The 21,302-nt window shown below is 58.4% G+C and carries 23 protein-coding genes, 1 tRNA gene and 1 pseudogene; 10 read left to right on the top strand and 15 right to left on the bottom strand.

Annotation, left to right across the window (positions count from 1 at the left end; genetic code table 11):
- Window positions 1–97 precede the first annotated feature (97 nt).
- A complete protein-coding gene (rpmA, locus tag DBIPINDM_RS19535; RefSeq protein ID WP_010912120.1) occupies window positions 98–367 on the bottom strand; it encodes a 50S ribosomal protein L27 in 270 nt (89 codons plus the stop codon).
- Between the two features lie 98 nt (window positions 368–465).
- Complete coding sequence (locus DBIPINDM_RS19530; RefSeq protein ID WP_258588758.1) at window positions 466–1,149, bottom strand: 50S ribosomal protein L21; 684 nt, start codon at window positions 1,147–1,149, stop codon at window positions 466–468.
- Between the two features lie 401 nt (window positions 1,150–1,550).
- Between DBIPINDM_RS19530 and DBIPINDM_RS19525 the strand changes: the two genes are divergently transcribed.
- A tRNA-Ser gene (locus DBIPINDM_RS19525) sits at window positions 1,551–1,640 on the top strand.
- 117 nt (window positions 1,641–1,757) lie between these two features.
- Window positions 1,758–2,510 (top strand): S1 family peptidase, encoded by a 753-nt coding sequence (locus tag DBIPINDM_RS19520; RefSeq protein ID WP_258588757.1) that lies wholly within the window; start codon window positions 1,758–1,760, stop codon window positions 2,508–2,510.
- 952 nt (window positions 2,511–3,462) lie between these two features.
- Here the strand turns inward: DBIPINDM_RS19520 and tnpC are convergent.
- The 4 genes and pseudogenes from tnpC to DBIPINDM_RS19500 all read right to left on the bottom strand — a co-directional run bounded on the left by tnpC (window position 3,463) and on the right by DBIPINDM_RS19500 (window position 7,498).
- A pseudogene (tnpC, locus tag DBIPINDM_RS19515) lies at window positions 3,463–5,033 on the bottom strand (IS66 family transposase).
- Window positions 5,034–5,087: 54 nt separating this feature from the next.
- Window positions 5,088–5,441, bottom strand: a complete 354-nt coding sequence (gene tnpB / locus DBIPINDM_RS19510; protein WP_014761846.1) for an IS66 family insertion sequence element accessory protein TnpB — start codon at window positions 5,439–5,441, stop codon at window positions 5,088–5,090.
- Window positions 5,422–5,895, bottom strand: coding sequence for an IS66-like element accessory protein TnpA (gene tnpA / locus DBIPINDM_RS19505; protein ID WP_258580855.1), 474 nt, complete (start codon window positions 5,893–5,895; stop codon window positions 5,422–5,424). Before tnpA ends, tnpB begins: the two co-directional genes overlap by 20 nt.
- A 265-nt stretch (window positions 5,896–6,160) precedes the next feature.
- The gene (locus tag DBIPINDM_RS19500; protein WP_258588756.1) at window positions 6,161–7,498 is read right to left on the bottom strand and encodes a hypothetical protein; all 1,338 of its coding nucleotides are present in this window, start codon (window positions 7,496–7,498) and stop codon (window positions 6,161–6,163) included.
- Between the two features lie 1,905 nt (window positions 7,499–9,403).
- Here DBIPINDM_RS19500 and DBIPINDM_RS19495 point away from each other — a divergent pair.
- The gene (locus DBIPINDM_RS19495) at window positions 9,404–9,856 is read left to right on the top strand and encodes a hypothetical protein (protein WP_258588755.1); all 453 of its coding nucleotides are present in this window, start codon (window positions 9,404–9,406) and stop codon (window positions 9,854–9,856) included.
- A gap of 15 nt (window positions 9,857–9,871) precedes the next feature.
- On the opposite strand, the gene DBIPINDM_RS19490 is transcribed toward DBIPINDM_RS19495, so the two are convergent.
- From DBIPINDM_RS19490 to DBIPINDM_RS19465, 6 genes are all read right to left on the bottom strand, one after another.
- Window positions 9,872–10,135 carry a hypothetical protein gene (locus DBIPINDM_RS19490; RefSeq protein ID WP_032933762.1) on the bottom strand — a complete coding sequence of 88 codons (264 nt, stop codon included), beginning with the start codon at window positions 10,133–10,135 and terminating at the stop codon, window positions 9,872–9,874.
- Window positions 10,125–10,445, bottom strand: a complete 321-nt coding sequence (locus DBIPINDM_RS19485; protein ID WP_258588754.1) for a hypothetical protein — start codon at window positions 10,443–10,445, stop codon at window positions 10,125–10,127. Before DBIPINDM_RS19485 ends, DBIPINDM_RS19490 begins: the two co-directional genes overlap by 11 nt.
- Before the next feature lie 16 nt (window positions 10,446–10,461).
- A complete protein-coding gene (locus tag DBIPINDM_RS19480) occupies window positions 10,462–10,671 on the bottom strand; it encodes a hypothetical protein (RefSeq protein ID WP_258588753.1) in 210 nt (69 codons plus the stop codon).
- Window positions 10,672–10,682: 11 nt separating this feature from the next.
- Window positions 10,683–10,862 (bottom strand): hypothetical protein, encoded by a 180-nt coding sequence (locus DBIPINDM_RS19475; protein WP_057144816.1) that lies wholly within the window; start codon window positions 10,860–10,862, stop codon window positions 10,683–10,685.
- 461 nt (window positions 10,863–11,323) lie between these two features.
- Window positions 11,324–12,088 carry a hypothetical protein gene (locus DBIPINDM_RS19470; protein ID WP_258588752.1) on the bottom strand — a complete coding sequence of 255 codons (765 nt, stop codon included), beginning with the start codon at window positions 12,086–12,088 and terminating at the stop codon, window positions 11,324–11,326.
- 29 nt (window positions 12,089–12,117) lie between these two features.
- Window positions 12,118–12,822 (bottom strand): SOS response-associated peptidase, encoded by a 705-nt coding sequence (locus tag DBIPINDM_RS19465; RefSeq protein ID WP_258589303.1) that lies wholly within the window; start codon window positions 12,820–12,822, stop codon window positions 12,118–12,120.
- Here DBIPINDM_RS19465 and DBIPINDM_RS19460 point away from each other — a divergent pair.
- Entirely contained in the window at window positions 12,821–13,153 is a 333-nt protein-coding gene (locus DBIPINDM_RS19460; RefSeq protein ID WP_258588751.1) for a hypothetical protein, read from the top strand. The genes DBIPINDM_RS19465 and DBIPINDM_RS19460 overlap by 2 nt on opposite strands.
- Before the next feature lie 56 nt (window positions 13,154–13,209).
- On the opposite strand, the gene DBIPINDM_RS19455 is transcribed toward DBIPINDM_RS19460, so the two are convergent.
- On the bottom strand, window positions 13,210–13,791 hold the full coding sequence (locus tag DBIPINDM_RS19455; protein WP_258588750.1) for a recombinase family protein: 582 nt from the start codon (window positions 13,789–13,791) through the stop codon (window positions 13,210–13,212).
- 196 nt (window positions 13,792–13,987) lie between these two features.
- Here DBIPINDM_RS19455 and DBIPINDM_RS19450 point away from each other — a divergent pair, with 196 nt between their 5' ends.
- Both DBIPINDM_RS19450 and DBIPINDM_RS19445 read left to right on the top strand, forming a co-directional pair.
- Window positions 13,988–14,458: a hypothetical protein gene (locus DBIPINDM_RS19450; RefSeq protein ID WP_258588749.1), complete on the top strand. Its 471-nt coding sequence runs from the start codon at window positions 13,988–13,990 to the stop codon at window positions 14,456–14,458.
- 271 nt (window positions 14,459–14,729) lie between these two features.
- On the top strand, window positions 14,730–15,323 hold the full coding sequence (locus DBIPINDM_RS19445; protein WP_258588748.1) for a lysozyme inhibitor LprI family protein: 594 nt from the start codon (window positions 14,730–14,732) through the stop codon (window positions 15,321–15,323).
- A gap of 14 nt (window positions 15,324–15,337) precedes the next feature.
- Here DBIPINDM_RS19445 and DBIPINDM_RS19440 read toward each other — a convergent pair whose 3' ends face one another.
- Both DBIPINDM_RS19440 and DBIPINDM_RS19435 read right to left on the bottom strand, forming a co-directional pair.
- The gene (locus tag DBIPINDM_RS19440) at window positions 15,338–16,141 is read right to left on the bottom strand and encodes a nucleotide-binding protein (protein WP_258588747.1); all 804 of its coding nucleotides are present in this window, start codon (window positions 16,139–16,141) and stop codon (window positions 15,338–15,340) included.
- 24 nt (window positions 16,142–16,165) lie between these two features.
- Window positions 16,166–17,509: a tyrosine-type recombinase/integrase gene (locus DBIPINDM_RS19435; RefSeq protein WP_258588746.1), complete on the bottom strand. Its 1,344-nt coding sequence runs from the start codon at window positions 17,507–17,509 to the stop codon at window positions 16,166–16,168.
- Window positions 17,510–18,054: 545 nt separating this feature from the next.
- Here DBIPINDM_RS19435 and DBIPINDM_RS19430 point away from each other — a divergent pair.
- From DBIPINDM_RS19430 to DBIPINDM_RS19415, 4 genes are all read left to right on the top strand, one after another.
- Window positions 18,055–18,897 (top strand): transporter substrate-binding domain-containing protein, encoded by an 843-nt coding sequence (locus DBIPINDM_RS19430; RefSeq protein WP_258588745.1) that lies wholly within the window; start codon window positions 18,055–18,057, stop codon window positions 18,895–18,897.
- Window positions 18,898–18,988: 91 nt separating this feature from the next.
- Window positions 18,989–19,735 (top strand): ABC transporter permease, encoded by a 747-nt coding sequence (locus DBIPINDM_RS19425; protein ID WP_258588744.1) that lies wholly within the window; start codon window positions 18,989–18,991, stop codon window positions 19,733–19,735.
- Between the two features lie 9 nt (window positions 19,736–19,744).
- Window positions 19,745–20,476 carry an ABC transporter permease gene (locus tag DBIPINDM_RS19420; RefSeq protein ID WP_258588743.1) on the top strand — a complete coding sequence of 244 codons (732 nt, stop codon included), beginning with the start codon at window positions 19,745–19,747 and terminating at the stop codon, window positions 20,474–20,476.
- The gene (locus tag DBIPINDM_RS19415) at window positions 20,476–21,291 is read left to right on the top strand and encodes an ABC transporter ATP-binding protein (RefSeq protein WP_318036943.1); all 816 of its coding nucleotides are present in this window, start codon (window positions 20,476–20,478) and stop codon (window positions 21,289–21,291) included. Before DBIPINDM_RS19420 ends, DBIPINDM_RS19415 begins: the two co-directional genes overlap by 1 nt.
- Window positions 21,292–21,302 lie beyond the last annotated feature (11 nt).

The following is a 21,302-nucleotide window of genomic DNA, read 5'->3' as shown; positions in this document are numbered from 1 at the left end:
AAAAAGGGAGATGGAAACCCATCTCCCCTGATCCTTTTCCTGGCTTTGCCAGACACCGGTCCCCGAGATGGGCGCCGGTGTTCTAGTGCGGAACCGGCTACTCCGCGGCTTTGGTAATCGGGTTGACCGATACGTAGGTTCGGCCGTTGGCTTTTTTGTTGAACGTCACGGCGCCGGATTCGAGCGCGAAAAGGGTATGGTCCGTGCCCATGCCGACATTGACGCCGGGATGCCAGGTCGTGCCGCGTTGACGAATGATGATGTTGCCCGGGATGACGGCTTCGCCGCCGAACTTCTTCACGCCCAGACGCTTGGAATGCGAGTCGCGACCGTTGCGCGACGAGCCGCCAGCTTTCTTGTGTGCCATCTAACTAACTCCGTTGCGCCGCAAGGCGCCTAAAAGGCCTTATGAACGCGTTCGCGTTCCGTTTCAAGTCCGATCCGGCGACCTGATCGCCGGAAAAATTACTTCTTCGCCAGTTCCTTGGCCTGTTCGCGCCAGTCCTTGATCTGGTCGGCGCTGAACGGCATGTGCTCGTCGATCTTGGCGACATCCTTGTCGGTCAGCTTGGCCAGCTGCGCGAAGGTGATGATGCCCTGCTCGGCGAGATCCTTGGCGGCGACCGGGCCGATGCCCTTGATCACGGTCAGATCGTCCGGCTCGCCCTTCGGCGCCTTGAACAACGGTGCGGCGGCCGTCTCGGCCGTCACTTCTGCCTTGGGGGCAGCTTCCTTCTTGGCCTTGGCCTCCTTCGGCGCGGCCTCGGCCTTCGCCTCGGGGGCGACCTCAGCCTTGGCTTCCGCCTTCACGGCAGCCTTCTTGGTGGGCTTGGCGCCACCCAGCAGGATCTCGGCGATCCGCACGGTGGTCAGAAGCTGGCGATGGCCGATCTTGCGGCGTGAATTCTGACGGCGGCGCTTCTTGAAAGCGATGACCGTGCGGTTCTTGCCCTGCTCGACGACTTCGGCGGTGACCAGAGCGCCATCGACGAACGGCGCACCGAACGTGACATTCTCGCCCTCGCCATGCGCGAGCACGTGGCCGATCTCGACGATATCGCCGACATTGGCTTCGACTTTTTCGATCTTCAGGAGATCGTTGGCGGCAACGCGATACTGCTTACCGCCCGTTTTGATGACTGCGAACATTTTTTGCCTTTCGCTGTTCGGTCGGCCTTGATGAACCGCCTCTGGCGGTTCGGCCGTCTTTTTGTCAGTCTGCGGGTTCAAAAAACAAGCGGCGCGGAAGAACCCTCCACGCCGATTGCGCGCTGTCCCTAACCGAAGGTTGAGTGGGAGTCAAGGCAACAGCCGTTGCCGAGACTGTTATTGGCCGGCAAAGACCGGGCGTGTCAACTTGGCTACCCGGCGTTACCGTCGCCTGGCTGCGGGAGGCGTGGCTGGCCGTGAAACCGTGTGGGCTCGACCGTAAACACCGCCTTGAATCCGCCACTTGTCCGGCAAGCCAAATATCAGTGGATTTGGCCTTGTAACCTGCCCGTTCAGCCGTTATCTAGTGCGCCGCGCCGGCAACGGCCGACCATGACCGCGGAGAGGTGGCAGAGTGGTCGAATGCACCGCACTCGAAATGCGGCATGGGTGCAAGCCCATCGGGGGTTCGAATCCCTCCCTCTCCGCCAGTTTCTGCAGTGACCATTAAGCCGTTGAAAGTGTTTAATTAGTTTCGCAAAGATCCGGGGGCGGTGCCCCACAACGGTGCCCCAAAATGGGCTGGGTTCCTCGGGCAGAATGAGAACATGTTCCTTCAAAGCTACGTTGGCCCCGTCTGCACCTTCATAATTAATCAAAACAGCGAGGCTGAAATCCAAAGGCTTTTTGGAACCGCCTTTTTCATAAATTCGAAAGGGGCGTTTATGACAGCGGCACACGTCCTGAGACAGGCGATCCAACAAGCAGAAGAGGGTGGATTGACTGTTGGCATCATCGCTAAGGGTGAAGGCGGGAAGAGCCCGAAATCAGTGTTCGCGGCAGTTAGTGCTTACTCCTATGCCCCTAAGCCTCACGATGTTGCCATTGGGCAAAGCGCCTATTCCGGAGAGAGATATTTCGTTTGTGAAGACATCCGGGGAGTGACCGCACCGTGGCTCGACGTCTACACCTTTGGTTATCCATTGGATGCGGCGAATGGAAAGCTTTATAATTTGCGGTGTCACAAGGGATATATTCAACGCCTTACGCGACCCGGAGACGTGTTGGGCGACCATCCCGATGGCTTCGAGCTTAGCTTCGCGCCTAGCCGGGGGCTTAGCGGCGCTCCATTAGTTGTCGAATACCATGGAAAGCAAGCAGTGATCGGCGTTTGCGTTTCATCAATTGCGAGCGAAACTGTCGATTACAGTGACCTTTACATCAACGATGACGGCAAGGAGTACCGAGAGCTTGCCAAGCGCGTCACGGAGTATGGTTTTGCTCACGCCATTCTCCCACTTCTGGATTGGAAACCAGCCTCTTTTTCTGGTCTGACGGTCAACGAGATCTTCACCAACTAGGCGGCTCGCGTCACTTTGAGACGATCGGCAATTCAAGGTCTAGATGGCTCCGCGCCGCCATCCTCATCATCTTCCTAGCCGCCTCTTGCTGCCTGCACTGGACCATAATGCCATCATGCATCGGTAGGGCCGCTATCCCCATCCTTGCCAGCCGCAGCAATACGGCAACCAAGATGCAGCTTTCGGTGAACATCAGGTCCAGCGCAATGTCTTAGCCGCGCGGGACGGGATAAGGATCAATGCTGGGCACGGGATGCCAATTGTCCGCCAGCCATATTGCTGTATCTACTTCGGGCGAAGAAATGCCAATCGGCGGCGGGAGGATCAAGTGGACCCTTTGCAGGTATGCGCATACAATAAGCAACAGATTCAGGACATCCTGCGGTCGACGGGACCCCTGCAAAACGAGGCTTGGGGTGCCTCCATCAACACGGCTATTTTTGCTATGGAGCGTGGGATATGGGCAAAGCTGTTTCCACTCCAAGCCGCGAAGAGAGTTGTGCGCCTTGCCATGACAGCTAGGCACTTGGAGACTACCGACACGGCGCGGTGGTATATTGCTTCTATCGTCGAGAGCTTGGCGAGTATCAGGGTGCTCACAATCCGTGGCCCGAGGCCGGTGCCTAAGAGCGAATATCGGTTCGTTCGTGAAGTTCTAATTGACCATTTCGGGAACTCTCACAGATGGTCGGCTAGGCGGCCTCGCTAGTTCGCCCCTGGGTCGCCTTGAAGCCGACCTAACGCTGCCCCCTTGTCGAGCCGGTCTATCCCCCGCCCTCTCTCATTGCTCCGTCATGCATCCCACGATGCAAAGCGCTATGCTGCCATGACGGGTAGACCACCCCAAAGGAGGCAACTAGGTCACATAGTGGACAAGCCGTCGTAAGCGCTCATTTCCCCGCACATTGACGGCCCTTGCAACAACTGATCGCTTTCAGACGGACGCGTCGGGTCAGGCTGCGGCGGCTTTGAGGAAGTTGAAGGGCAGGAGATCGTCGATAGCCACGTTCTCGGGGCGCTGAGGCAGTTCAGTGAGGACGTGGCGCAACCACGCTAACGGCTCGACGCCACAGGCGCGGCAGGTTAACATCAGGCTGTAGACGATGGCGCTGGCCTTGGCTCCGTCGACAGTATCGCTGAACAACCAACTCTTCCTGCCAGTTGCAAAAATCCTGATGTCGCGCTCCAGAAGATTGTTGTCGATCGGCATGCTGCCGTCCTCGGTGTAACGCGTCAGATATCCCCATTGGTTCAGGGTGTAGGAGACGGCGTCGCCGAGCTTGCTGTCCGGCAAGACTTTGGGGCGATGTCGTCGAGCCATGCCTTGAGAGCATGGAGGATGGGGACACTATGTTGCTGGCGGAAGCGGCGAATGCAGTGATCTCGCGTTTCGCCGTCATCGGGGATTTCGTTCCGCGCCTGCCTTTCAACTCGGTAGAGCTGTTCGAAGAACCGGAGTGCCTGTTCCGGCGGCCCGCCGCCTTTCTTCCTCGCCTTTAGGGCATCGACGAAGCGCCGCCTGGAATGGGCCATGCATCCAAGATGCGTTGCCCCTTCCAGCGTGCGCCAGGCGGAATAGCCGTCGCTCATCACGATGCCGCGGTAATCGCCGAGGAAGGCCTGCGGGTGTATCTGGCCGCGGCCCGGCTGATATTCGAGCAGCACGATCGGCTCGTCACTGTCCTGGCCGCTCCGGTATGCCCACATGTACGAGGTGCTGGCGGCCTCTCTGTCCATTTCCTTCAGCACCTGGACCGTGGTCTCGTCACCATGGATGAGGGGCTGCGATCTGAGCCGCAGCTTCAGCGCGTCATAGATGCGGGAGAGATGCTTTTCGCTCGAGCCGATCACCCAGTGGCCCAGAGCGCCTCGGCTGACAGGAACGCCGGCGCGCTCGAATGCCTGCGCCAGGCGGTAGAGCGGTGTGCCGTCGACATACTTATGAACGAGCGCGAAGGCCAGCGTCGAGGCCGTAGCGATGCTGCCCGGCAAAGGTTGCGTGGGCATCGGCGCGGTCACGACCGGCGTGCTGATCCCGGTGCGGTCGCAATGACGGCAAGCATATTTGAACCGCACATTCTGCAGGACCTTCGCCTTCACCTCGATATGAAGTTGCTCGGTAACGGTCTCGCCCATGCGATGCATCTGGTGACGGCAGCAAGGACAAGCCTTCTGGGCGTCGGGAAGGTCATACTCGACACGCTCGCGCGGCAGGTTTTCCGGCAAGGCCTTGCGGCCGCGCTTCTTTCCCGTCGCCCCTTCGCTCGCCGGCAAGCCCGTGTCCGGCAGGACAACGACATCGCCATCTTCGTTGTCGGCGGCGTCCTCATCCGCGGCCTGTTCGGCTTCATTGAAGAGGCGGTCAATGTGTTTTTCACTGCGCGGCGCAAAACGATGCAGTCGTGCAAGCGCCAGCTCTTCCTCGAGTTTGACGACGCGTTCGGTGAGTTGACGGTTCTCCGCCCGAAGCGCAGCAATACGCGCCATCAACTCTTCAACAGTCGGTTCGCCGGGTCGATTCATCAGATTCTTGAATCGAAAGCATGCCGGCGCGTCAATCGCTCAATTCGAGAGCCCTCAACCGGCAACCTGATATTGCCGCACCGGATGGCGGACCATCGCATCGATATCGATGCCGTCGAGGATCCAGTGCAATTGCTCGGTCGTAAGCGTGACCACCGCTGCCTCCCGGCGCGGCCACCGGAACTTGTCCTCGGTCAGCCGCTTCAGGACCAGCACGAAGCCGGACCGGTCAAAGAACAAGAGCTTCATCCGGTCGCGACGGCGATTGCAGAAGGCAAAAACCGCTGGAGCAAACGGATCGAGCGCCATCGTCTCTTGGACCAGAACCGCAAGGCTGTTGATGCCGGCCCGGAAGTCGATCGGCTCGCGGTGCAGGTAGACTTTCAGGTCAGCGCCCAGTCTGAACATGACCCAGTGCTCCGATGGTCGCCGTCAATGCATCCACATCACCGCATTCCAGCGTCAACTTCACGCCGTTCGGCAGTGACGCGCTCACCTTGGCTGGAGAGGAAAAAAGCGCAGCCCTTTTGGCTTCCGACCCATGCACTTCATCACAGGTCGCCGGCAAATCCACCGCAGCCATGCTGCTCTGTCGCAGCAAGACCCGATCGGAAGTGCTTTCAATCTGAACCGGGATGAACGCCGGTGATGAGGACGGCGGGAGGGACTGGGTCTCAGTGCGCTTCTTTATCCACTTCCGAAGAAGGTTCGCATTGACCCCATGTTCGAGCGCAAGCCTCGATACCGACACGCCAGGCTCAAGGCAGGCCGAGACAAGACGGTCCTTCGATGCAGGGTCGTATCGGCGTCGCCCGTTCCGACCAACAAGCCTTACCTGCAATTTCTGATCATCTTCTTCCATCACAAGGTGTCCACCTATTTGGGTGGACACCTCATGCATCAGAGCACTCAACAGCAAAAGGTGCGGGGAAATTCGCGCTTACAAGCCGTCAGCTAAGCTCAGCGGGGTGTTCAGAGGGACCTTAGTGCTAAGGAGGATTGGGGGGCTGAATACTCCTCCCACCACAGGAGCCACAGGGCGACCACCCCCAAGACACCTCTACGTTCCTCCCCTTATGCATTAGAGGAGACATAAGGGGCAAACTTCCAGTAACATGCTGTTATTGCTATACGATTTCTACAGAGACCGGTACGCGTGATATTCCACCCAGCATCGTCTTGAAGGTTTCCCCCATCTCATGCTTAGCGATCTCAGCGTTGGATTGGGCGACAAGCACGGCATCATGCAGCGGCAGGGCGACGATGTTCATGAAGCGGAGACGCTTAAGGACCTCAATGAGTATGTTGCTCTCCATGAACGCGAGCTTGTGGCCAATACCCGTTCCGAAGAGGTGGGCAATAGGCTGGTGGGCGGAGTGGATGGCTGCGACAGCATCGGAGAGCTTCATGCCCCCGAAGTGCTTGGACGTTCCGGTAGGCCAACGCATCAGGCGGCCTTTGTGGAACAAGAGAGCATTGAGCAGCTTCTTTACGCCGGCCCGCGAAGAGCTGTCGCCGAAGACATCATAGAGTTCATCAGGCATCCCTGACACGTCCGCGCGGGCATACGCTAACCGTGGGAATAGCTGCCCGTAATCCACATCGCAGATAGGCTCCCCAGCAGGCTCCTTGGCCGACCCAATGCGCAGTAGGTGAAACCGCATAGCTCGCGGCATGGTCTCCCAGAATGCCCCGTAGAGCCGGCCCCCGTCCGTCCAGACGCCATTGTTAAAGATGCGGCGAACGGAGCGCTTGGTGGGGTCAATCGGCTGGCCATCCTCATCAAGGTTCGAGGGGCTGCCACTTAGGTAGATGGCGGCTGAGGATAGCCACTCGTTGATCGCCTCCACCTCTTTGCGCAGCTTTCGTGTTCTCCCCGTTTCGCGATAGTCCATCTCAACGGCATCCTCTCCCTTCACCTTCGGGGCTTTGAGGATCAGCACCTCGGGAGGGGCATCTCGCGTCATGTCATCCCAAACTGTCACCGACTCGCCGAGTGTTGCGAATAGCTTTGGCCGAGCATGAATAGTCGAAAGTCCGCCTGTGCCAGCCCCGAACTTGTAGCCCGTAGCAACCCGCTCAATCATGGCCATGTCTGGGTGCTCCAGAACAGCAAGGGCATCGAGGAAGGGCTTTCCGTAGACTTTAGGCTTGGAACGACGAGACCCCCACATGGCAGCGCTGCCTTTGGGCACAGCAAGCGGCTGCGAACTGCCCGCCATTTGGATGACCAGAAAGTTGCAAACTAACGCCTCAACGGCCAAACGGAACTTGTCCCTGGCTTCGTCATCTCGCTGCCTGACACGCAAACCAAGTTCCATCTCGGCAACCTCAAGGTCCTTCGCAAGCCCTGATATGGCTGCCTTCAGATTGGGAGCCTTTGCGCGGCGATCCGGGTCCAAGACGATCCCACTCGGCACACTCCGCCTGAACGGCAATACCTCGGTCGGGTCCTCGTCCAACATGTTAGGACCTCATGTGCCCACCAAGCCGTTCGTGCGTGTGGGTGGAGAATTCATTGTTAGCGTGGCCTAGTGTCCCAAGCCGGGCGCCAACCCGCAAGGTGCGACGGATGAGGGCCGTGGCTCAGGGTCTTGGCAGCTATGATCACGGGAATGGCGGCGTCTATCAGATGTGTGGCAGCGTCCTCTAGCGCTTCGCCAATCTTTCGCAGGACCAATCCTGATGAGTTTGGATAGGCATGAATCTCAATTTTCAAATCCGCACCCAAGGGGTTCCACATTGGCGCTCGGTAGTGAAAGCCGGACCGAATCCTGTGTAGAGCCTTTGCTGCTTGGACGTTGCGAAACTCTTTGGATCGGGGACTCCCGGTCTCGTCTTCGATCAATGCGGACACTCCTAGGTAGATTCCCAGGAGCCTAGCTGGCTGTATACCTGCATCTCGCAGCCTCGCGAATGCCACACGAGCCCGATACTCGGCAGGTCTTCTGCGCAAATTCATTGTCGGCTCGACACTTGGTGCAGATGCCAATGCTTCTGATAGCTCCCCAATGGCGAGCTTAACGTCGCTCGACCCTTTCCTCTCGGTTATCCAGGCAGAGGCACATCCCAAGTAAGGTGCCAGCTCTCCAGCCCTAAAGGTGGCGTGCCAAGCGCTTCCGTGGCGAGCGCGAAGGTTAAGGTGGTATCGGCATAGGAGTGAGCCTAGCTGCAACCCAGTACCGTCGACCACACGGCTACAGCCGGGCACTGTGCACGGAGAGGATTGTTGAGTACCGAGTTCAGCGTGGCTCGTCGCAAAAGCAGCATGGCGGTGCCCATTGGTCGGCATTAGGTACCCCATGTGCTAGGATCGCCGTCACCGTACTTTGCTTTCCTGTGGACCCAATCTTGTAGGCTTCCGAGCCTGTTGATTTCGATTTGATCAGCCGGACTTCGACCCGTTATTGCGACTTCCCGCCGCTCCAATTCTGCGTCTAATGACGACAGTTCGTCCCGGTCGGCTAAAGCCTTACCGTTCGACTTGAGGTAGCTGCGGGCCCTTCGGTCACTCGCTGGCTGGTTAAGCAGATTAACCGCGTACTCTTGGTTGGTGATAACGTCCACCTGAACACTAGTAAGCTTCGACACCCCGGCCCTGACCGCAGGAAACGTTCCCCTGGTATGGTCACCTTTTCCGCCGTCTCCGAAAGGGTTACTGTCGCTGCCAACGATCTTCCCATTTTCGTCTTCGAGACCCCAAGCGAAAGCATAGCGTTGATCCCCAAATGGGCCGGCGCCGCTGCTGGTGCTTGTCGCCACGTAAAGCTTGAAACGTCGGATTGAGCGTACTGTCATAGCATTGACTGACTTTCTGTTTTTCTTGCCGACGTTACCTAGGCTGCGACGGCAGTCAACGGAATAGCCAATAGTGGCAGATAAGCCTCAAGACGCGCCAAATGTACTCCGTTCCAAACCAGCTGCCAGTATCCCACCTCACGCGCAGCGTGTTGCAATTTGGCCCCCCGTGAATCATGGTGCTGCCCGAGCGCTGACGCGGCGTTCCGGGGTGTGGAAACCCTGAGTTCAAACATGGTGCCGAACACCTCGGTGCCGATCCTCGACTTTTTTGGTCGGGGAGCCTGTGGCGCATGTCCAGGTTCTCCGGAACTAAAGGCCGCAGGAACCGGAACTCGGTTTTCCAACTCCCCGATCAGGGGTCATGAGGAGGCTGCTTGCGGGGGCGTACCGCAGGCCATTGCCTCAGGGCAAAACCGATGCATACGCTAGCTGCAATCCTTCAAGGGATTCTCTTCAACACGATGTATGGGGCGTGCGCTGTGGGTGCGGTGGCGTACGGCGTAACGTATGTCTCGTCGAGGCCCTCGGCCCGCTCACTGCGTCCCTTCGCTGTTGCCGCAATAGCAACCATGATCGCCATGGTCACGTTGCCCACCGTGCCGCGTTACGTGTTCCACTTCGGCGTGCTGTCCGAAATTTCCCGTCGCCCTTGGGTTTATGCCAGCGACAGAGCCTACGCTCACGAGGTATTCGAACCCCTGACTCTCATCAGCCCTCCATTAACAGCCGTTACCTACACCGCACCGAGTTGGACAACCCAGAACTTCGAGCAGGTCGTGCGGCGCTACGGTCAGGAGGACGAATTAGCGTTGATTCAGGCCGACTGCGATAAGCATACCGTCTGGATAGCCCAACCGGATTCCAGCGGCGCTTTTCGTTACGGGGCCTATTCCCCGGGCGACATGTCCCCAGATGCAATAGGACTCTTTTGCAAAAAGGATTGGAAGGCGGCGCGTGACGAATGGCGCACCGCGCTCAAGAGTGGCCTCACCACCGGCTCGATCAATGGTGCTCTGTTCTGAAGCACTGGCTTGGCGCTACTCCATGTCCGGCACGTCGCCACCCACAAAGAGGGTCGTGGGCTCCCCGTATTCGCCAAGCGAGGGGTTGGCATCACGCGACCACGCAATGACACCGGCATGCTTCGTCGCGAGGCCCTTCGCGGTCCTTATCGCCCGCTCTTCGGTCTGCTGCTCGGCTGGCCCAAAGACTGGCTGAAGGTCGCCGGTCTCATCGCGGTCAAAGGCGGTGACGACGATCAGCTTCGGGGCTTTCTGTTGTGGCAGCAAACTATCCGACACGGAGGTCCTCTTTCCGTTGGGCCAAGAGCCGGTTGAAGTTGAGCGGCGCAGGAGGCAACACCTCAGTCATCTGGAATAGGGGCACCAATGGGTCCCCTTGCTCTGGCGCTATCTGCTTGGCCTTAAGGTCCGTGATTTCTTCGTCGCGTCTGGCTATCCGGCTCTCCAGATTGGCGATGCGCTCGGTCAAGAAATAGCGCCCGACGGCAAACCCACCGCCTCCAAACAGCAAAGCAAACGTTGCGAAGGCTGCCGGGTTTGCGATAACCAGCGCTGCGTTACTCCCAATGAAAGCGATAAGGTCGTGCATTGAGCGCCGCCTCCTATCACCCCACACCGGGCGGCGTGTCGTCGTAGCCAATGGAAACTATCCCCGGATGCCGATGGGCGATGGCGAGTATCTGGGTCTCTAGCTCGCAGTTGTAGACCATGAGCGCCTTCACGGTCTCAAGGGGGCTTTCATACCGGGCGATGAGCTTCACGGCTTCTGAATGCAACTCGGCTTTGGCTTCGGCGTCAAAGTGCATCGTGCCCATTGCGGTTCCTCCTAGCGTGTCGCGCGGCGCGGGGCGGTAAGCGCGTCAAGCCGCTCTTGAAGGTGCCCGTTGAGTACGATCATCTCCTTGAGGGCCTTCATCACGTCGCCCTTGTGGACTGCGACGAAATCCTCGGCGTGAGCCTGGAGGGCGGCTTCTTGGCGACTGTTGAGTGTCACTATGCGGTCCATGGCAATTACTCCCAACGCTGCATGGCCGCAGTGAACAAAAAGAGAACATGAATGTCAAGAGCGAATTGACTCGGCGAGGAACTCATTCCTATTTTTGCTCATGCCAGAGCAGCCCAGAAAACCCCGCCGCCTAGTGCAAACCCTATGCAAAGCGCATGAGGTTGGTCAGCTAATCCGTGTCCGGTGCATCAACTGCAACATCACTCGCCACTACCTGCCCGGGGACCTTGCCAAGCTGGTCGGAGACATTCCGTTTTGGGACGTTGACCGGCACATGCGGTGCGAGCGGTGCAAACGTCGCGACCTTGATGTCGATATCTTGCTGCCGAGCGCATCGGAGGGCATGAAGATACGTGTGAGGCGGCTTGTTGAAATCCGCATGGTGCGAAGGGTCATATGGCGGGATGAAAACTAAGGGAAGTGATTGAGGCTTACGGCAAGACCGCGAGCCCCGACAGACCCTAGGGCGACCAAGCGCTTCTTGGGAGTCCGGCAATCAGATTCCTCACCTCAGCAGGGCAACTTGCATTAGACAGCAGGGGCTCCAACTCCCGCAGCGGGATCACAGTTTCAACATCCCTCTGCGGACCGTTGCTGATACGGAAGCGCAAGATTCCCTTTGCCGCTGCCCAGTCCTTGAAAACAGCTCCAATCTGCGCCAGCCCCTGGGCTCGTATCAGGACGACTTGCTGAGCAAGAGAAGAGCAGTCGTTCTTGTCATTGGGGTCAGGTTGGGAAATACCGCCATTCCCGGGAGTTTCGAAACGGGCATTACCGAAGGTCACAAAACCTTGGACCCACCCATAGCCACGCGGACATAAAGCCGACTGCTCCGAAGGCGCGTACTTGTCCGTGGGAAACCACAAGGTTGTCCAAAGGATCAGGCTTGAATCGTCGTGGCTATCGGCAGGGAACTTATCGATCTGAAACTCGGCCCGCATATCTGAGATTTGCTTATCGAATGCGCATGCAGTGGTGGGCTTCCAAGGGCCGGGCTTGTCCCCGCCACCGTCCCCTCCCCAAGGCAAGATGAGCAGAACGAAGACGACTAACGCAAACGAGAGCGTGGCATATGCCGAAAACTTAAATCGAGGGTTGGCCTCTTTGGCGAAAAGAGCAACTGAGGCAATACCGAGTACCAGCACCACCAAGGCAACTATGCCCAACGGACCGTGAGCGGCCTCTCGAATGATGCCCGGCCAGTCCACTTTCGAAAGGTCACCCATGCCTGCCCCCTCGTGACGACAATTAAACCTTACAGCAACGACAATTGCCCGCCCTCGCGTTGCGGAAACTTGATCTGTGTGGCCGGCTTCTCGACAATCACCAGGGCATCATCAGGTGCCGTGCGCTGTAGCCGCTTCGCTTCCGACCACGGCGCGGTAAGCCACGTCTCGGTTTCCTCTTGTGTCCTCAGGATCACCGGCATCGCCTTCTCGTGGATCGGCTTGATGAGGGCGTTAGGTGCTGTCGTCATGAAGCCGTAAAGCTCGAAGTCGCCAGGACCGTCCTTCACCTTGCGCACCCCATGCCACGGCGTCCAGAGGCCGGCGAAGAAGAACAGCGGGCGGTCCTCATTAAGCGCGAACCAATAGTTTCGCTGTATGCTCGTCTCGGGGTCCTTGTCGCCGGGCGTTGGGCTAGGCTCCGCGAAGCTCGTCACGGGCACCACACAGCGGTTCTCGACGCCAACATACTGCTGCCAATGGCCATACTGGGGATTGCGTATGTTGGTAGTGCCGTAGTCTGCTTTGCCCTTCATCCGCTCCACTGGTGTCGGCATACCCCACAGCAGGTTGGCGAGCTCCCGCCGCCCGTCAAGCGCATTGCGGACCACCGGGCCCGGGCGGTTGGGATAGATGTCAATGGACGGCTCAAGGTTGCCCAAGATGTCCCGCAAAGTCCGGGTCCATTGGCGGACGGCTTCTTGCGATGTGGTGATGTTGTAAAGGTTGCACATGGCCATCACTGTGCCCCAAGGGCGGCAGCTTCGCCAGCTATTGCTGCGCAAGAAATCGGACTGTAATTGTCTGTCAAACCCCGACGGCAAAATGGCTAAAGGACTTTATCGCCAGAGCGACGAATCCGTGATGGTTCTCTACGAGAAGAACTCCATGTTCTTACCGAAGAGCGACTATGAGGAAAGGGGATACAAGCCGGTTTTCGACAATTTGCCGACCCATGCTGAGTGGGTGGCATGGCACCGCGCTAACGGAAGTGAAGGTCAGACGCATGCTGAGTGGGTGGCATGGCGTGAAGCCCACCGAGAGGGCAGCCAGGGCGAACGATAGAGTGCACCGCCACCCGGCGTCTTGTCCTCACATGCACCCCCCTACCTTCACCCGAACTAGCTGCTAGGTGCAGTCTCGTGATCTGCCAGTATCCGAAAAATGCTAGCCCGGCTAATCCCCAAGGCCGCCACCATATCGCTAACAGACATCCCTTCCGCCCTCATCCTCAACACGTCTGTTGCCTTGGCACGGGCTGTGGGCTGCCTACCAGCATACTTGCCATCTGCCTTGGCCTTCGCGATCCCCTCGCGCTGCCTCTCAAGCATCAGCTCGCGTTCAAACTCTGCGATTGAGCCCAGCAAGTTCAGCATCAGCTTTCCCGTGGGAGTGGCAGTGTCGAGGTTCATCGCCAGGATGCGAAGGCCTGCCCCCTTTGCCTTCAAGGCCGCTGTGATCGACACGAGGTCAGCAACGGAGCGTGCCAGCCGGTCGAGCTTAGTCACAACCAACGTGTCGCCCTCACGCACCCATTCAAGCACGGCGGCAAGCTGGGGCCGATTGGTCGCAACTGAGGAAATCTCTTCGCGAAACACCTTTGTGCATCCCGCTAGCTCAAGGTCGCGAAGCTGGGCCTCAAGGCCTGCCTTTTGGTCAGTGGTGGAGGTGCGGGCGTAGCCGACTAGTGCGGAGGTGGTCATGGCATCGGGTCTCCATTGGGTTCATGTGAGACCACTATGCGAGACTGGCAGTCGAAATGTCAAGAGACCATTCATGTGCGACCGTCTGGACGGCCTTTTGCGAGACTCACATGGGCTTGCCCTAGTGAGACGGCGGACCGACTGGAGTTTGCCGCTGAGAGTTCCTAACTGTGTGGACAGAATTTGGGAGACAGCCTTGCAGCCGGCAAATTTCGTATCTTTGATCGGTCAACTTCTAGACTTGGGGGGATTCGGTCTTGGCGCATGGGACCTGCTTCCGCGCTACGTTATCGATCAAGAAATTAGGCGACTGAAGAAGGCCATGGCTACGCTTGAGTGCATCAACGTGCAATCGCGCCGCGACGGCCATACGCCATTCTATGTCAACGACCGAGAGAAGCTCACCGCCGAAGGGATAAGGGCGTGGCGGCGCTACAAATGGTATGTTCCCGAATCCGTCGAGAAGGGTTGGCGTAAAATCAAGGTGCTCGAAGAAGAGCAGGTTGCCCCCATGCTGCCGAAGATCAACCAGATGATTGGGCAGAGGATGATGATGCTGGAGCAGCATGACGACCGCCCCCACCCGCCGCTCGCATTGTCTGTTGCCTTGATCGTTGTCGGAAGCGCTCTCCAAGTTGGAGCCACAGCCTATCAAGCGTTCCTATGACAGCCTTGGCCTCGCTCTAATCTACGTCCTGGTGCGCTGGAATGGAGAGTAGTAAGAACGGCGTGGTGGCAATACCAATCGCTAGCAAATTGCAACGCCGGTAGGGGGCACGGGGGAAACCTCGCCGTCGCTCTCACGTATATGGGGTGTCAAATTTGTGACCCAAAATTTCATTGATTGCAGACGCCCACTTGACTGGCCGTTTGCCGCAGTATGGACGTGTGCTCAATGTTCTAGGACTGTGCTGGGGTCGCAAGGAGAGTCGTTGCAAATGATCGAGCTATTCGTCGCAGCTGCGGTTCTTGTCGGGGGTGTCATCGGCTATTTCGGAAGGCGCTTCGTTGAGAAGTCCGCCAGTGGTGAGCAAGTAAGTCACGTGACGAAGCTGGTGGAACTGAAGGCCAAGATGGACCAGTCAGGAATGGACCTTGAGGACGTGAGAGATTTTGAAAGCCGGGTCTTCTTTAACAAGCCACGCCTTCGTCAACTGGAGGACGCCGTTGAGAAGGTTGTGGATCCCAATACGCCCTCTGATGTTGCCGAACGTCTCTCGCAGAACTTTCAAATCTCGGGGCTAACGCAAGCCGATATGAACCAAAGCGCATATAGCTCGCTCGTGGGGACCGAGGCTTTGCTGAAAACCGTCTTCGATGAGTTGGAGCGGGATATGGGGGCGGATCAATTCGAAAGCCTCAGAGCGACGCAAGACACGTGGACCAAGTATGCGCATGGCCAAGCCTCATTAGCCGCGTCACTTGTCGAGGGCGGAAGCATGCAGCCAATGATTTATGCCGGAGAGCGGGAGCGCCTGACATCTCAGCGTTATGCCGAGTTGAGGGACTACCAAGATAGCCGCAAGCTTTGATTGCCGCTCAACACCTATTTCAGGGAGTATCCGGCAGCCTTCAGTTCTTTCTGAATGCCGTACGCGACCTCCTCAACACTGCGGTCAAAACGCTTATAGACCAAGCCCCCTAAGTCGCTGGGCAACACCACATTACCACGATAAAGACAACAGGTCCTGGCTCGGCCAAGGCGACCGACAAAATAGCCGAACTCGAAGATAACGTTCGGTCTTGCCCGACGCTCCTTCTCTCGTTCGGCATCTGGCTTAGCCTCTTCGCTCGCGAGATAGGCGACTTCATCAGGAGTAAGGAGGATGAACGCAAAGCCTACGTCAGCGTGCTTCTCAAATTTTTCAATGACCGTGTTGCCGCCGTCTGCCTGCCGATGGAGAACCACGGGCTCCAAGCCCATCTCGGCCAGAATAATCTCTAGCTCGGCCTTGGCCGCATCGTCGCGCCCGTGCACAATGAAGACTTTATTCGTGAGGTCTCTGGGGGCGACAGCGCGGGTTGTTGCAAGCAACTCATCAAAGGTGTCTTCATCGAGGATTTTTTTTGCTGCCTCAAGCGCACCCATGTAGAACGCTTTGGCTTGTCTAAAACTATCTTCACCGTTCCCAAGAAGCTGTACGAGTTGCGCAGATTGAAGGATTCGAGTCGGTGCCGAGGTTTTTGCAAAAAGCTCTTTGACTGCACTGCCAACTCTAGTTGTCCAGGTAAGCCATTCGGGAGTGTATGCAGATGGATAGCCACCCGCACCAAAGTCGGCGAAAGTCCTATAGTTGAACTTGACGCCTTCGGCGATTAAGATACCTATTTTCGTCGATGCGTTGCCCAATCAATCCCGCCCTCCAATAGTCCGTTAGTCCGGTATAGGCGCTAGATTTTCAAGCGGCAACTTCACGGCCTCCACAAGCGCTCTCTTCGCCTCCTCCCGGTCCATCCCCGCGTAACCGTGCTGGCTTAGGTCAAGGCTTTTCGCGCGGTCGCTGTCCGTATGTCCGACCACCCACGTGATAGTCCACTCGTCAAAGCCCTCTGCTCCGGCAAGCTTGGCATCACGTGCCTTGCGGATGAACCAGCGGCGGAACGAGTGGAAGTCCACATTGCTCTTGGCCTTATCGTTCGGGCGCTCATCCACCCCTACCTTACGGCGGTACCGGGTGAACTGCTTGGCGGCAGGATCGGAGCGGGTCTCGCGAGACTTTGGGATCGGCGGCAGGTCGGCAAACAGATAGTCCGTGTCCTTCTTGCCCTCCGTACGCCGCCTGACGATTTCCTTAAGGCCACTGTGGATCGGGACGGTACGGCGGGCGTTATCGGTCTTCCCTGCCCACACGCTGAACATCTCATCTCGGCAATCGGAAGCGTGGAGCTGGCAAATCTCTTCGATCCGCATTCCGCTTAGCGCTCCGATTGGCATCAGGTCATTGAGCAGTGGGCCGCCGTCGCCATTGAGCAGCTTGGTCATCTCAGTGTCCGTAAATGGGCGCTTGCCCCTATCAGTCTCCGCATCACGTGCCTGCCGTCGCTCTGCGGGGAGTCTTTGGCCTGCCCATGGGTTCTCGCTGGCTGGCAGGTGCCCCTTGTCGAGAAGCCAGGTCCAGTACTGCCTAATGAAGCCGAGGTAGGCTGTGGCCTTCTGGCGGCCTCTTCCGACGAGCAACGACTCAGAGAGGAACTTGCCGGCATCCACCCGTCTAACGGCTTCAAGAGCCACAGGGAGCCGGCTATCCCGTAACCAGTCACCGAGCCACCCTAGCACTCGCCGGAAGTCTCCTTCGGACTTGAGGCGGTAGCCTTGGTGTTTGAGGAACTCGGTTGCGTGGTGGTCAAGCGGCGTGACCTGCCCGCTGGCGAGCGCGAAGAATGCTTTGGCCGTGTCCAGACCGTTGGTCTCTTCAATCTGATGAGCCCGCAAGTTGATTGCGTATTGAGTGCCCTCATCGTCCATCGAAAGCCGATGTCGCAGCGCCTCCGCCTCCAAGGGATCATTCGTCGCGAACGCCTTCTCGGCTGCCGCAATGATACCTTTGAGCCGGGACACGATGGGCCATTTGCGGACATCCGCGTCCTTGAGGTCGGCGGTGTGGAGGGGATGAGTTAGCTTGCCTCGCCCGATCAAATCTCGGACCCGAGCGGGCACCTTGACGCGGACCCGCCACTGTTGTCCGTGCCATTCGAGATATTGCCTCTGGTTTGCCATTTCGCCCCCGGTGCCCCACGCTGGTGCCCCACAGGTGGGTCCTCAAAGGCCAGAAGTCAAGGCATGCAAGGGGTTCATACCCTTGGAGGAGAGTGTCCCTCCCTCTCCGCCACGATCTCCCTCACTTCTTGCGCGGCCTCATTGCAACGCGCCTGCACCATCCCCCCGTCATGCATAGACAGGGCCGTCACCTCCATCCTCGCCAGCCGCAGCAGCGCGGCCACCAAGATGCAGCTTTCGGTAAACATCAAGTCCAGCTACGGGATTAGCTACCACAAGCTTTGGGAACCCGAACCCGTCGCAACCGCCGCCTCCATGTTGGGAGACGCTGTATATATCTGCCAAGGTTGGGTCGAGGATTCGAATCTCTTCGTCCGCTCTGAATTTCAGCAAGCAGACTGAAGCGTTAATGATGGCCACCAGAGCGATTCATCGTTACGCGGAACCGCTCCAGGAGCGGAAAACAGCACTTGTCGGCGAATGGGGGCTAGGCTAAGCAATTGGTATCTGAGGGTTCTAAGAACAAAAATATGGGAGAAAGTATCGTGACATCATCACGTTGGATTGCGCTTGCCGCGCTGGCGCTGACCTGTTCGACCCCGGCTTTGGCCAAGGACTGGAAGACAGTGACGGTTGCCATGGAGGGCTCCTACGCCCCGTGGAACCAGACCGATGCCAGCGGCAAGATCGTCGGCTTCGAAGTGGACATCCTCAACGACGTCTGCGCCCGCGCGAAGCTCGAATGCAAGATCCAGGCGCAGGACTGGGACGGCGTTATTCCCGGCCTCACCGCGGGCAAGTTCGACATTGTCATGGACGGCATGTCGATCACCGATGAGCGCCTGAAGACCATCGACTTCTCGATCCCCTATGCCTCATCGCCCGTGGCTTTCCTTGCCGACAAGAATGGGCCGCTGGCGCAGCTGTCCAACAGCGGCAAGATGATCGATCTTTCCAAGGACGACGCCGAGTCCAAGGCGGCGCTCGACACGCTGCGCAAGGAGCTGACCGGCAAAAATGTCGGACTGCAGGTTTCGACCACGGAGGCGACGTTTGCCGACAAATATCTCAAGGATGTCGCCAACGTCCATGAATACAAGACCACCGACGAGCATGATCTCGACCTGATGGCCGGGCGCCTCGACGTGGCCTTCGCCGACACCACCTACTTCCTCGGCACGCTGGCCAAGCCCGACGCCAAGGATCTCGAATTCGTCGGGCCGCAGTTCAAGGGCGGCCCGATCCTTGGACCGGGCATCGGTGCTGCTTTCCGCAAGACCGACAAAGACCTGCAGGATATCTACAACAAGGCACTCAAGGCCGCTCTCGATGACGGCTCGGTGTCGAAATACTCGATGCAGTGGTTCAAGATCGACATTACCAAGTAATGTCGCAAAGGGAGCAGTAAAGGCTGCTCCCTTTTTTGCATTGAGGCGGGCGACCCTTCGATGCATCATCTCGACGCCCGGGGAGGCGTAGGTGGACTTTCTCAACAGTCTCGAGGATCAGCTGTCGACGGCCTATGAGCTGTTGGCGGCCGGCTGGGGCTTGCAGCTGCTCTGGGGCATTGGCTGGACCCTGGCGGTCACTGTCGTTTCGATGATGATCGGCGCCATGCTGGGCTCGCTCGTGGCGGCGGCCAAGCTTTCGCATCGCGGCGGACTGAGATTCATCGGCGAGAGCTACACGACCGTGTTCCGCGGTGAGCCAGAGCTTCTGGTCATCTACCTTTTCTACTATGGCGGCACGCAGATCCTGACAGGCGTGGCTAGGTCCACCGGATCGATCGGTTCGACCGACATCTTGAACATGCCGAGCTTCCTGGGCGGCGTGCTCGCGGTCGGCATCATTTCCGGCGCCTACCAGGCCGAGGTCTTCCGCGGGTCGTTCCTGGCAATCCATCGCGGCGAGCTGGAAGCGGCGCGCGCCTATGGCATGTCGGCCTGGCTGCGTTTTCGCCTCGTGATCATGCCCCAGGTGCTGCGTCTGGCGGTGCCGGGACTGGGCAATGTGTGGCAATTGACCATCAAGGATTCGGCTTTGATCTCGGTCACCGGCGTCGCCGAACTGATGCTGACGGCGAACAAAGCGGCGCGCTCGACGCACCATTCGCTGCTTTTCTACACGGTCGCCGGCATCCTCTACCTCGTGATGACCTCGATCTCGACGCCGATCTTCGACAAGGCCGAGCGTTACACCTCACGCAGCTTTCTGCGTCCGAAATAAGAGGTGGCGGTGGATTACAACTTCTACCTTTCGACCATGTGGAGCGTGCTGAAAGCACTGCCGCTGACGCTTGAGATCTGGTTCTTCGGTGTTGCCATCGGTCTGGTTATCGCCACCGGCCTGACCTGGTTGCGGGCATCGGGCTACAAATCCGGCGAATATTTCACCCGGGCCTATGTCTTTGTCTTCCGTGGGTCGCCGCTGCTGGTGCAGCTCTATCTGATCTATTTCGGCCTTTCCCAGTTCGATTTTGTTCGCCACAGCCCGATTCTTTGGCCGATCCTGCGGGACCCCATGTATTGCACGATCGTCGCGATGGCGCTCAACACCGCCGCTTATGAGAGCGAGATTTTCCGCGGCGCGCTCCGGGCCGTGCCGGTCGGGCAGATCGAGGCGGCCAAGGCCTTCGGCATGTCCGCGTTTACACGGTTCCGCATTGTGACATTGCCCATAGCGCTCCGCCTGGCCTTGCCGGCCTATTCGACCGAGATCATCCTGATGACGAAGGCGACCGCGCTCGCTTCCGTGGTGACGATCATGGAGATGATGGGAACGGCACAGAAAATCCAGCACGACACGTTCCGGCCGATCGAGGTGCTGACTTGCGCCGGTGTCATCTATCTGCTGCTCAACCTGTCGATCGCCCGGCTGTTTGCCTGGGTTGAATACCTGCTTTCACCGCATCTGCGTCCCCCGCCCGAGCAGAGCCAGCAAATCAAACCAGTCCCGGAGGTGTTGTGATGTCGGCAAATGTCGCCGCTGCCGCGAAAGCAGCACCGTCCCCGGACGACAAGTCAGCCATCAGCGTCAAAGACATGCGCAAGTGCTTTGGCGATCATGAGGTGCTCAAGGGCATTTCGCTCGAAGCCCATAAGGGCGACGTCATTTCTATCCTCGGCTCTTCGGGCTCGGGCAAGAGCACGATGCTTCGCTGCATCAACCTCCTGGAGACCCCGGACTCCGGCGAAGTGCGGGTCGACGGCGAGCTCATCAAGATGAAGCAAAGCCGCGACGGTCATCAAGCGCCGGCCGATATGCGCCAGGTCGAACGGATTCGGGCCAATCTCGCCATGGTCTTCCAGAGTTTCAATCTTTGGTCGCACATGACCGTGCTCGAGAACCTTGTCGCCGCGCCGACGCATGTGCTGAAGCGCCCGCGCGCCGAATGCCTGGAGCAGGCCGAGGCATTGCTGAAGCGCGTCGGGATATGGGAGCGTCGCAACTACTATCCCCCTCACATGTCAGGCGGCCAGCAACAGCGCGCCGCCATAGCGCGCGCCCTGGCGATGAATCCCAAGGTAATGCTGTTTGACGAGCCGACATCCGCGCTTGATCCGGAACTGGTTGGCGAGGTGCTGCGGGTCATGCGCTCGCTTGCGGAGGAGGGGCGCACCATGTTGGTGGTCACGCACGAAATGAGTTTTGCCCGCGACGTATCGAGCAAGGTGATGTTCCTTCACAAGGGCGAGGTGGATTCGGTGGGTGAACCAAAGGAGATGTTCGCGCGCCCCCCCACTCAGCAATTCGGGCAGTTTATCGCGAATTTCAACAAGTGACCTCGCCATTT

Origin of the sequence: Mesorhizobium sp. AR02 (assembly GCF_024746835.1) — a bacterium.
Lineage (GTDB): Bacteria > Pseudomonadota > Alphaproteobacteria > Rhizobiales > Rhizobiaceae > Mesorhizobium.
The sequence above is the reverse complement of the archived record's forward strand: the minus strand, read 5'-3'. Positions and strand labels throughout refer to the sequence as shown.

What these genes read in the sequence shown, in the direction of transcription:
- DBIPINDM_RS19465 (WP_258589303.1), bottom strand. Translation starts at nt 12,822, where the DNA reads ATGTGCAACCTTTACAACATCACCACATCGCAAGAAGCCGTCCGCCAA.
- DBIPINDM_RS19460 (WP_258588751.1), top strand. Translation starts at nt 12,821, where the DNA reads ATGGCCATCACTGTGCCCCAAGGGCGGCAGCTTCGCCAGCTATTGCTG.
- DBIPINDM_RS19455 (WP_258588750.1), bottom strand. Translation starts at nt 13,791, where the DNA reads ATGACCACCTCCGCACTAGTCGGCTACGCCCGCACCTCCACCACTGAC.
- DBIPINDM_RS19485 (WP_258588754.1), bottom strand. Translation starts at nt 10,445, where the DNA reads ATGCACGACCTTATCGCTTTCATTGGGAGTAACGCAGCGCTGGTTATC.
- DBIPINDM_RS19500 (WP_258588756.1), bottom strand. Translation starts at nt 7,498, where the DNA reads ATGTTGGACGAGGACCCGACCGAGGTATTGCCGTTCAGGCGGAGTGTG.
- DBIPINDM_RS19470 (WP_258588752.1), bottom strand. Translation starts at nt 12,088, where the DNA reads ATGGGTGACCTTTCGAAAGTGGACTGGCCGGGCATCATTCGAGAGGCC.
- tnpB (WP_014761846.1), bottom strand. Translation starts at nt 5,441, where the DNA reads ATGTTCAGACTGGGCGCTGACCTGAAAGTCTACCTGCACCGCGAGCCG.
- DBIPINDM_RS19495 (WP_258588755.1), top strand. Translation starts at nt 9,404, where the DNA reads ATGATCGCCATGGTCACGTTGCCCACCGTGCCGCGTTACGTGTTCCAC.
- DBIPINDM_RS19530 (WP_258588758.1), bottom strand. Translation starts at nt 1,149, where the DNA reads ATGTTCGCAGTCATCAAAACGGGCGGTAAGCAGTATCGCGTTGCCGCC.
- DBIPINDM_RS19415 (WP_318036943.1), top strand. Translation starts at nt 20,476, where the DNA reads ATGTCGGCAAATGTCGCCGCTGCCGCGAAAGCAGCACCGTCCCCGGAC.
- DBIPINDM_RS19475 (WP_057144816.1), bottom strand. Translation starts at nt 10,862, where the DNA reads ATGGACCGCATAGTGACACTCAACAGTCGCCAAGAAGCCGCCCTCCAG.
- DBIPINDM_RS19435 (WP_258588746.1), bottom strand. Translation starts at nt 17,509, where the DNA reads ATGGCAAACCAGAGGCAATATCTCGAATGGCACGGACAACAGTGGCGG.
- DBIPINDM_RS19480 (WP_258588753.1), bottom strand. Translation starts at nt 10,671, where the DNA reads ATGGGCACGATGCACTTTGACGCCGAAGCCAAAGCCGAGTTGCATTCA.
- rpmA (WP_010912120.1), bottom strand. Translation starts at nt 367, where the DNA reads ATGGCACACAAGAAAGCTGGCGGCTCGTCGCGCAACGGTCGCGACTCG.
- DBIPINDM_RS19520 (WP_258588757.1), top strand. Translation starts at nt 1,758, where the DNA reads ATGTTCCTTCAAAGCTACGTTGGCCCCGTCTGCACCTTCATAATTAAT.
- tnpA (WP_258580855.1), bottom strand. Translation starts at nt 5,895, where the DNA reads ATGGAAGAAGATGATCAGAAATTGCAGGTAAGGCTTGTTGGTCGGAAC.
- DBIPINDM_RS19445 (WP_258588748.1), top strand. Translation starts at nt 14,730, where the DNA reads ATGATCGAGCTATTCGTCGCAGCTGCGGTTCTTGTCGGGGGTGTCATC.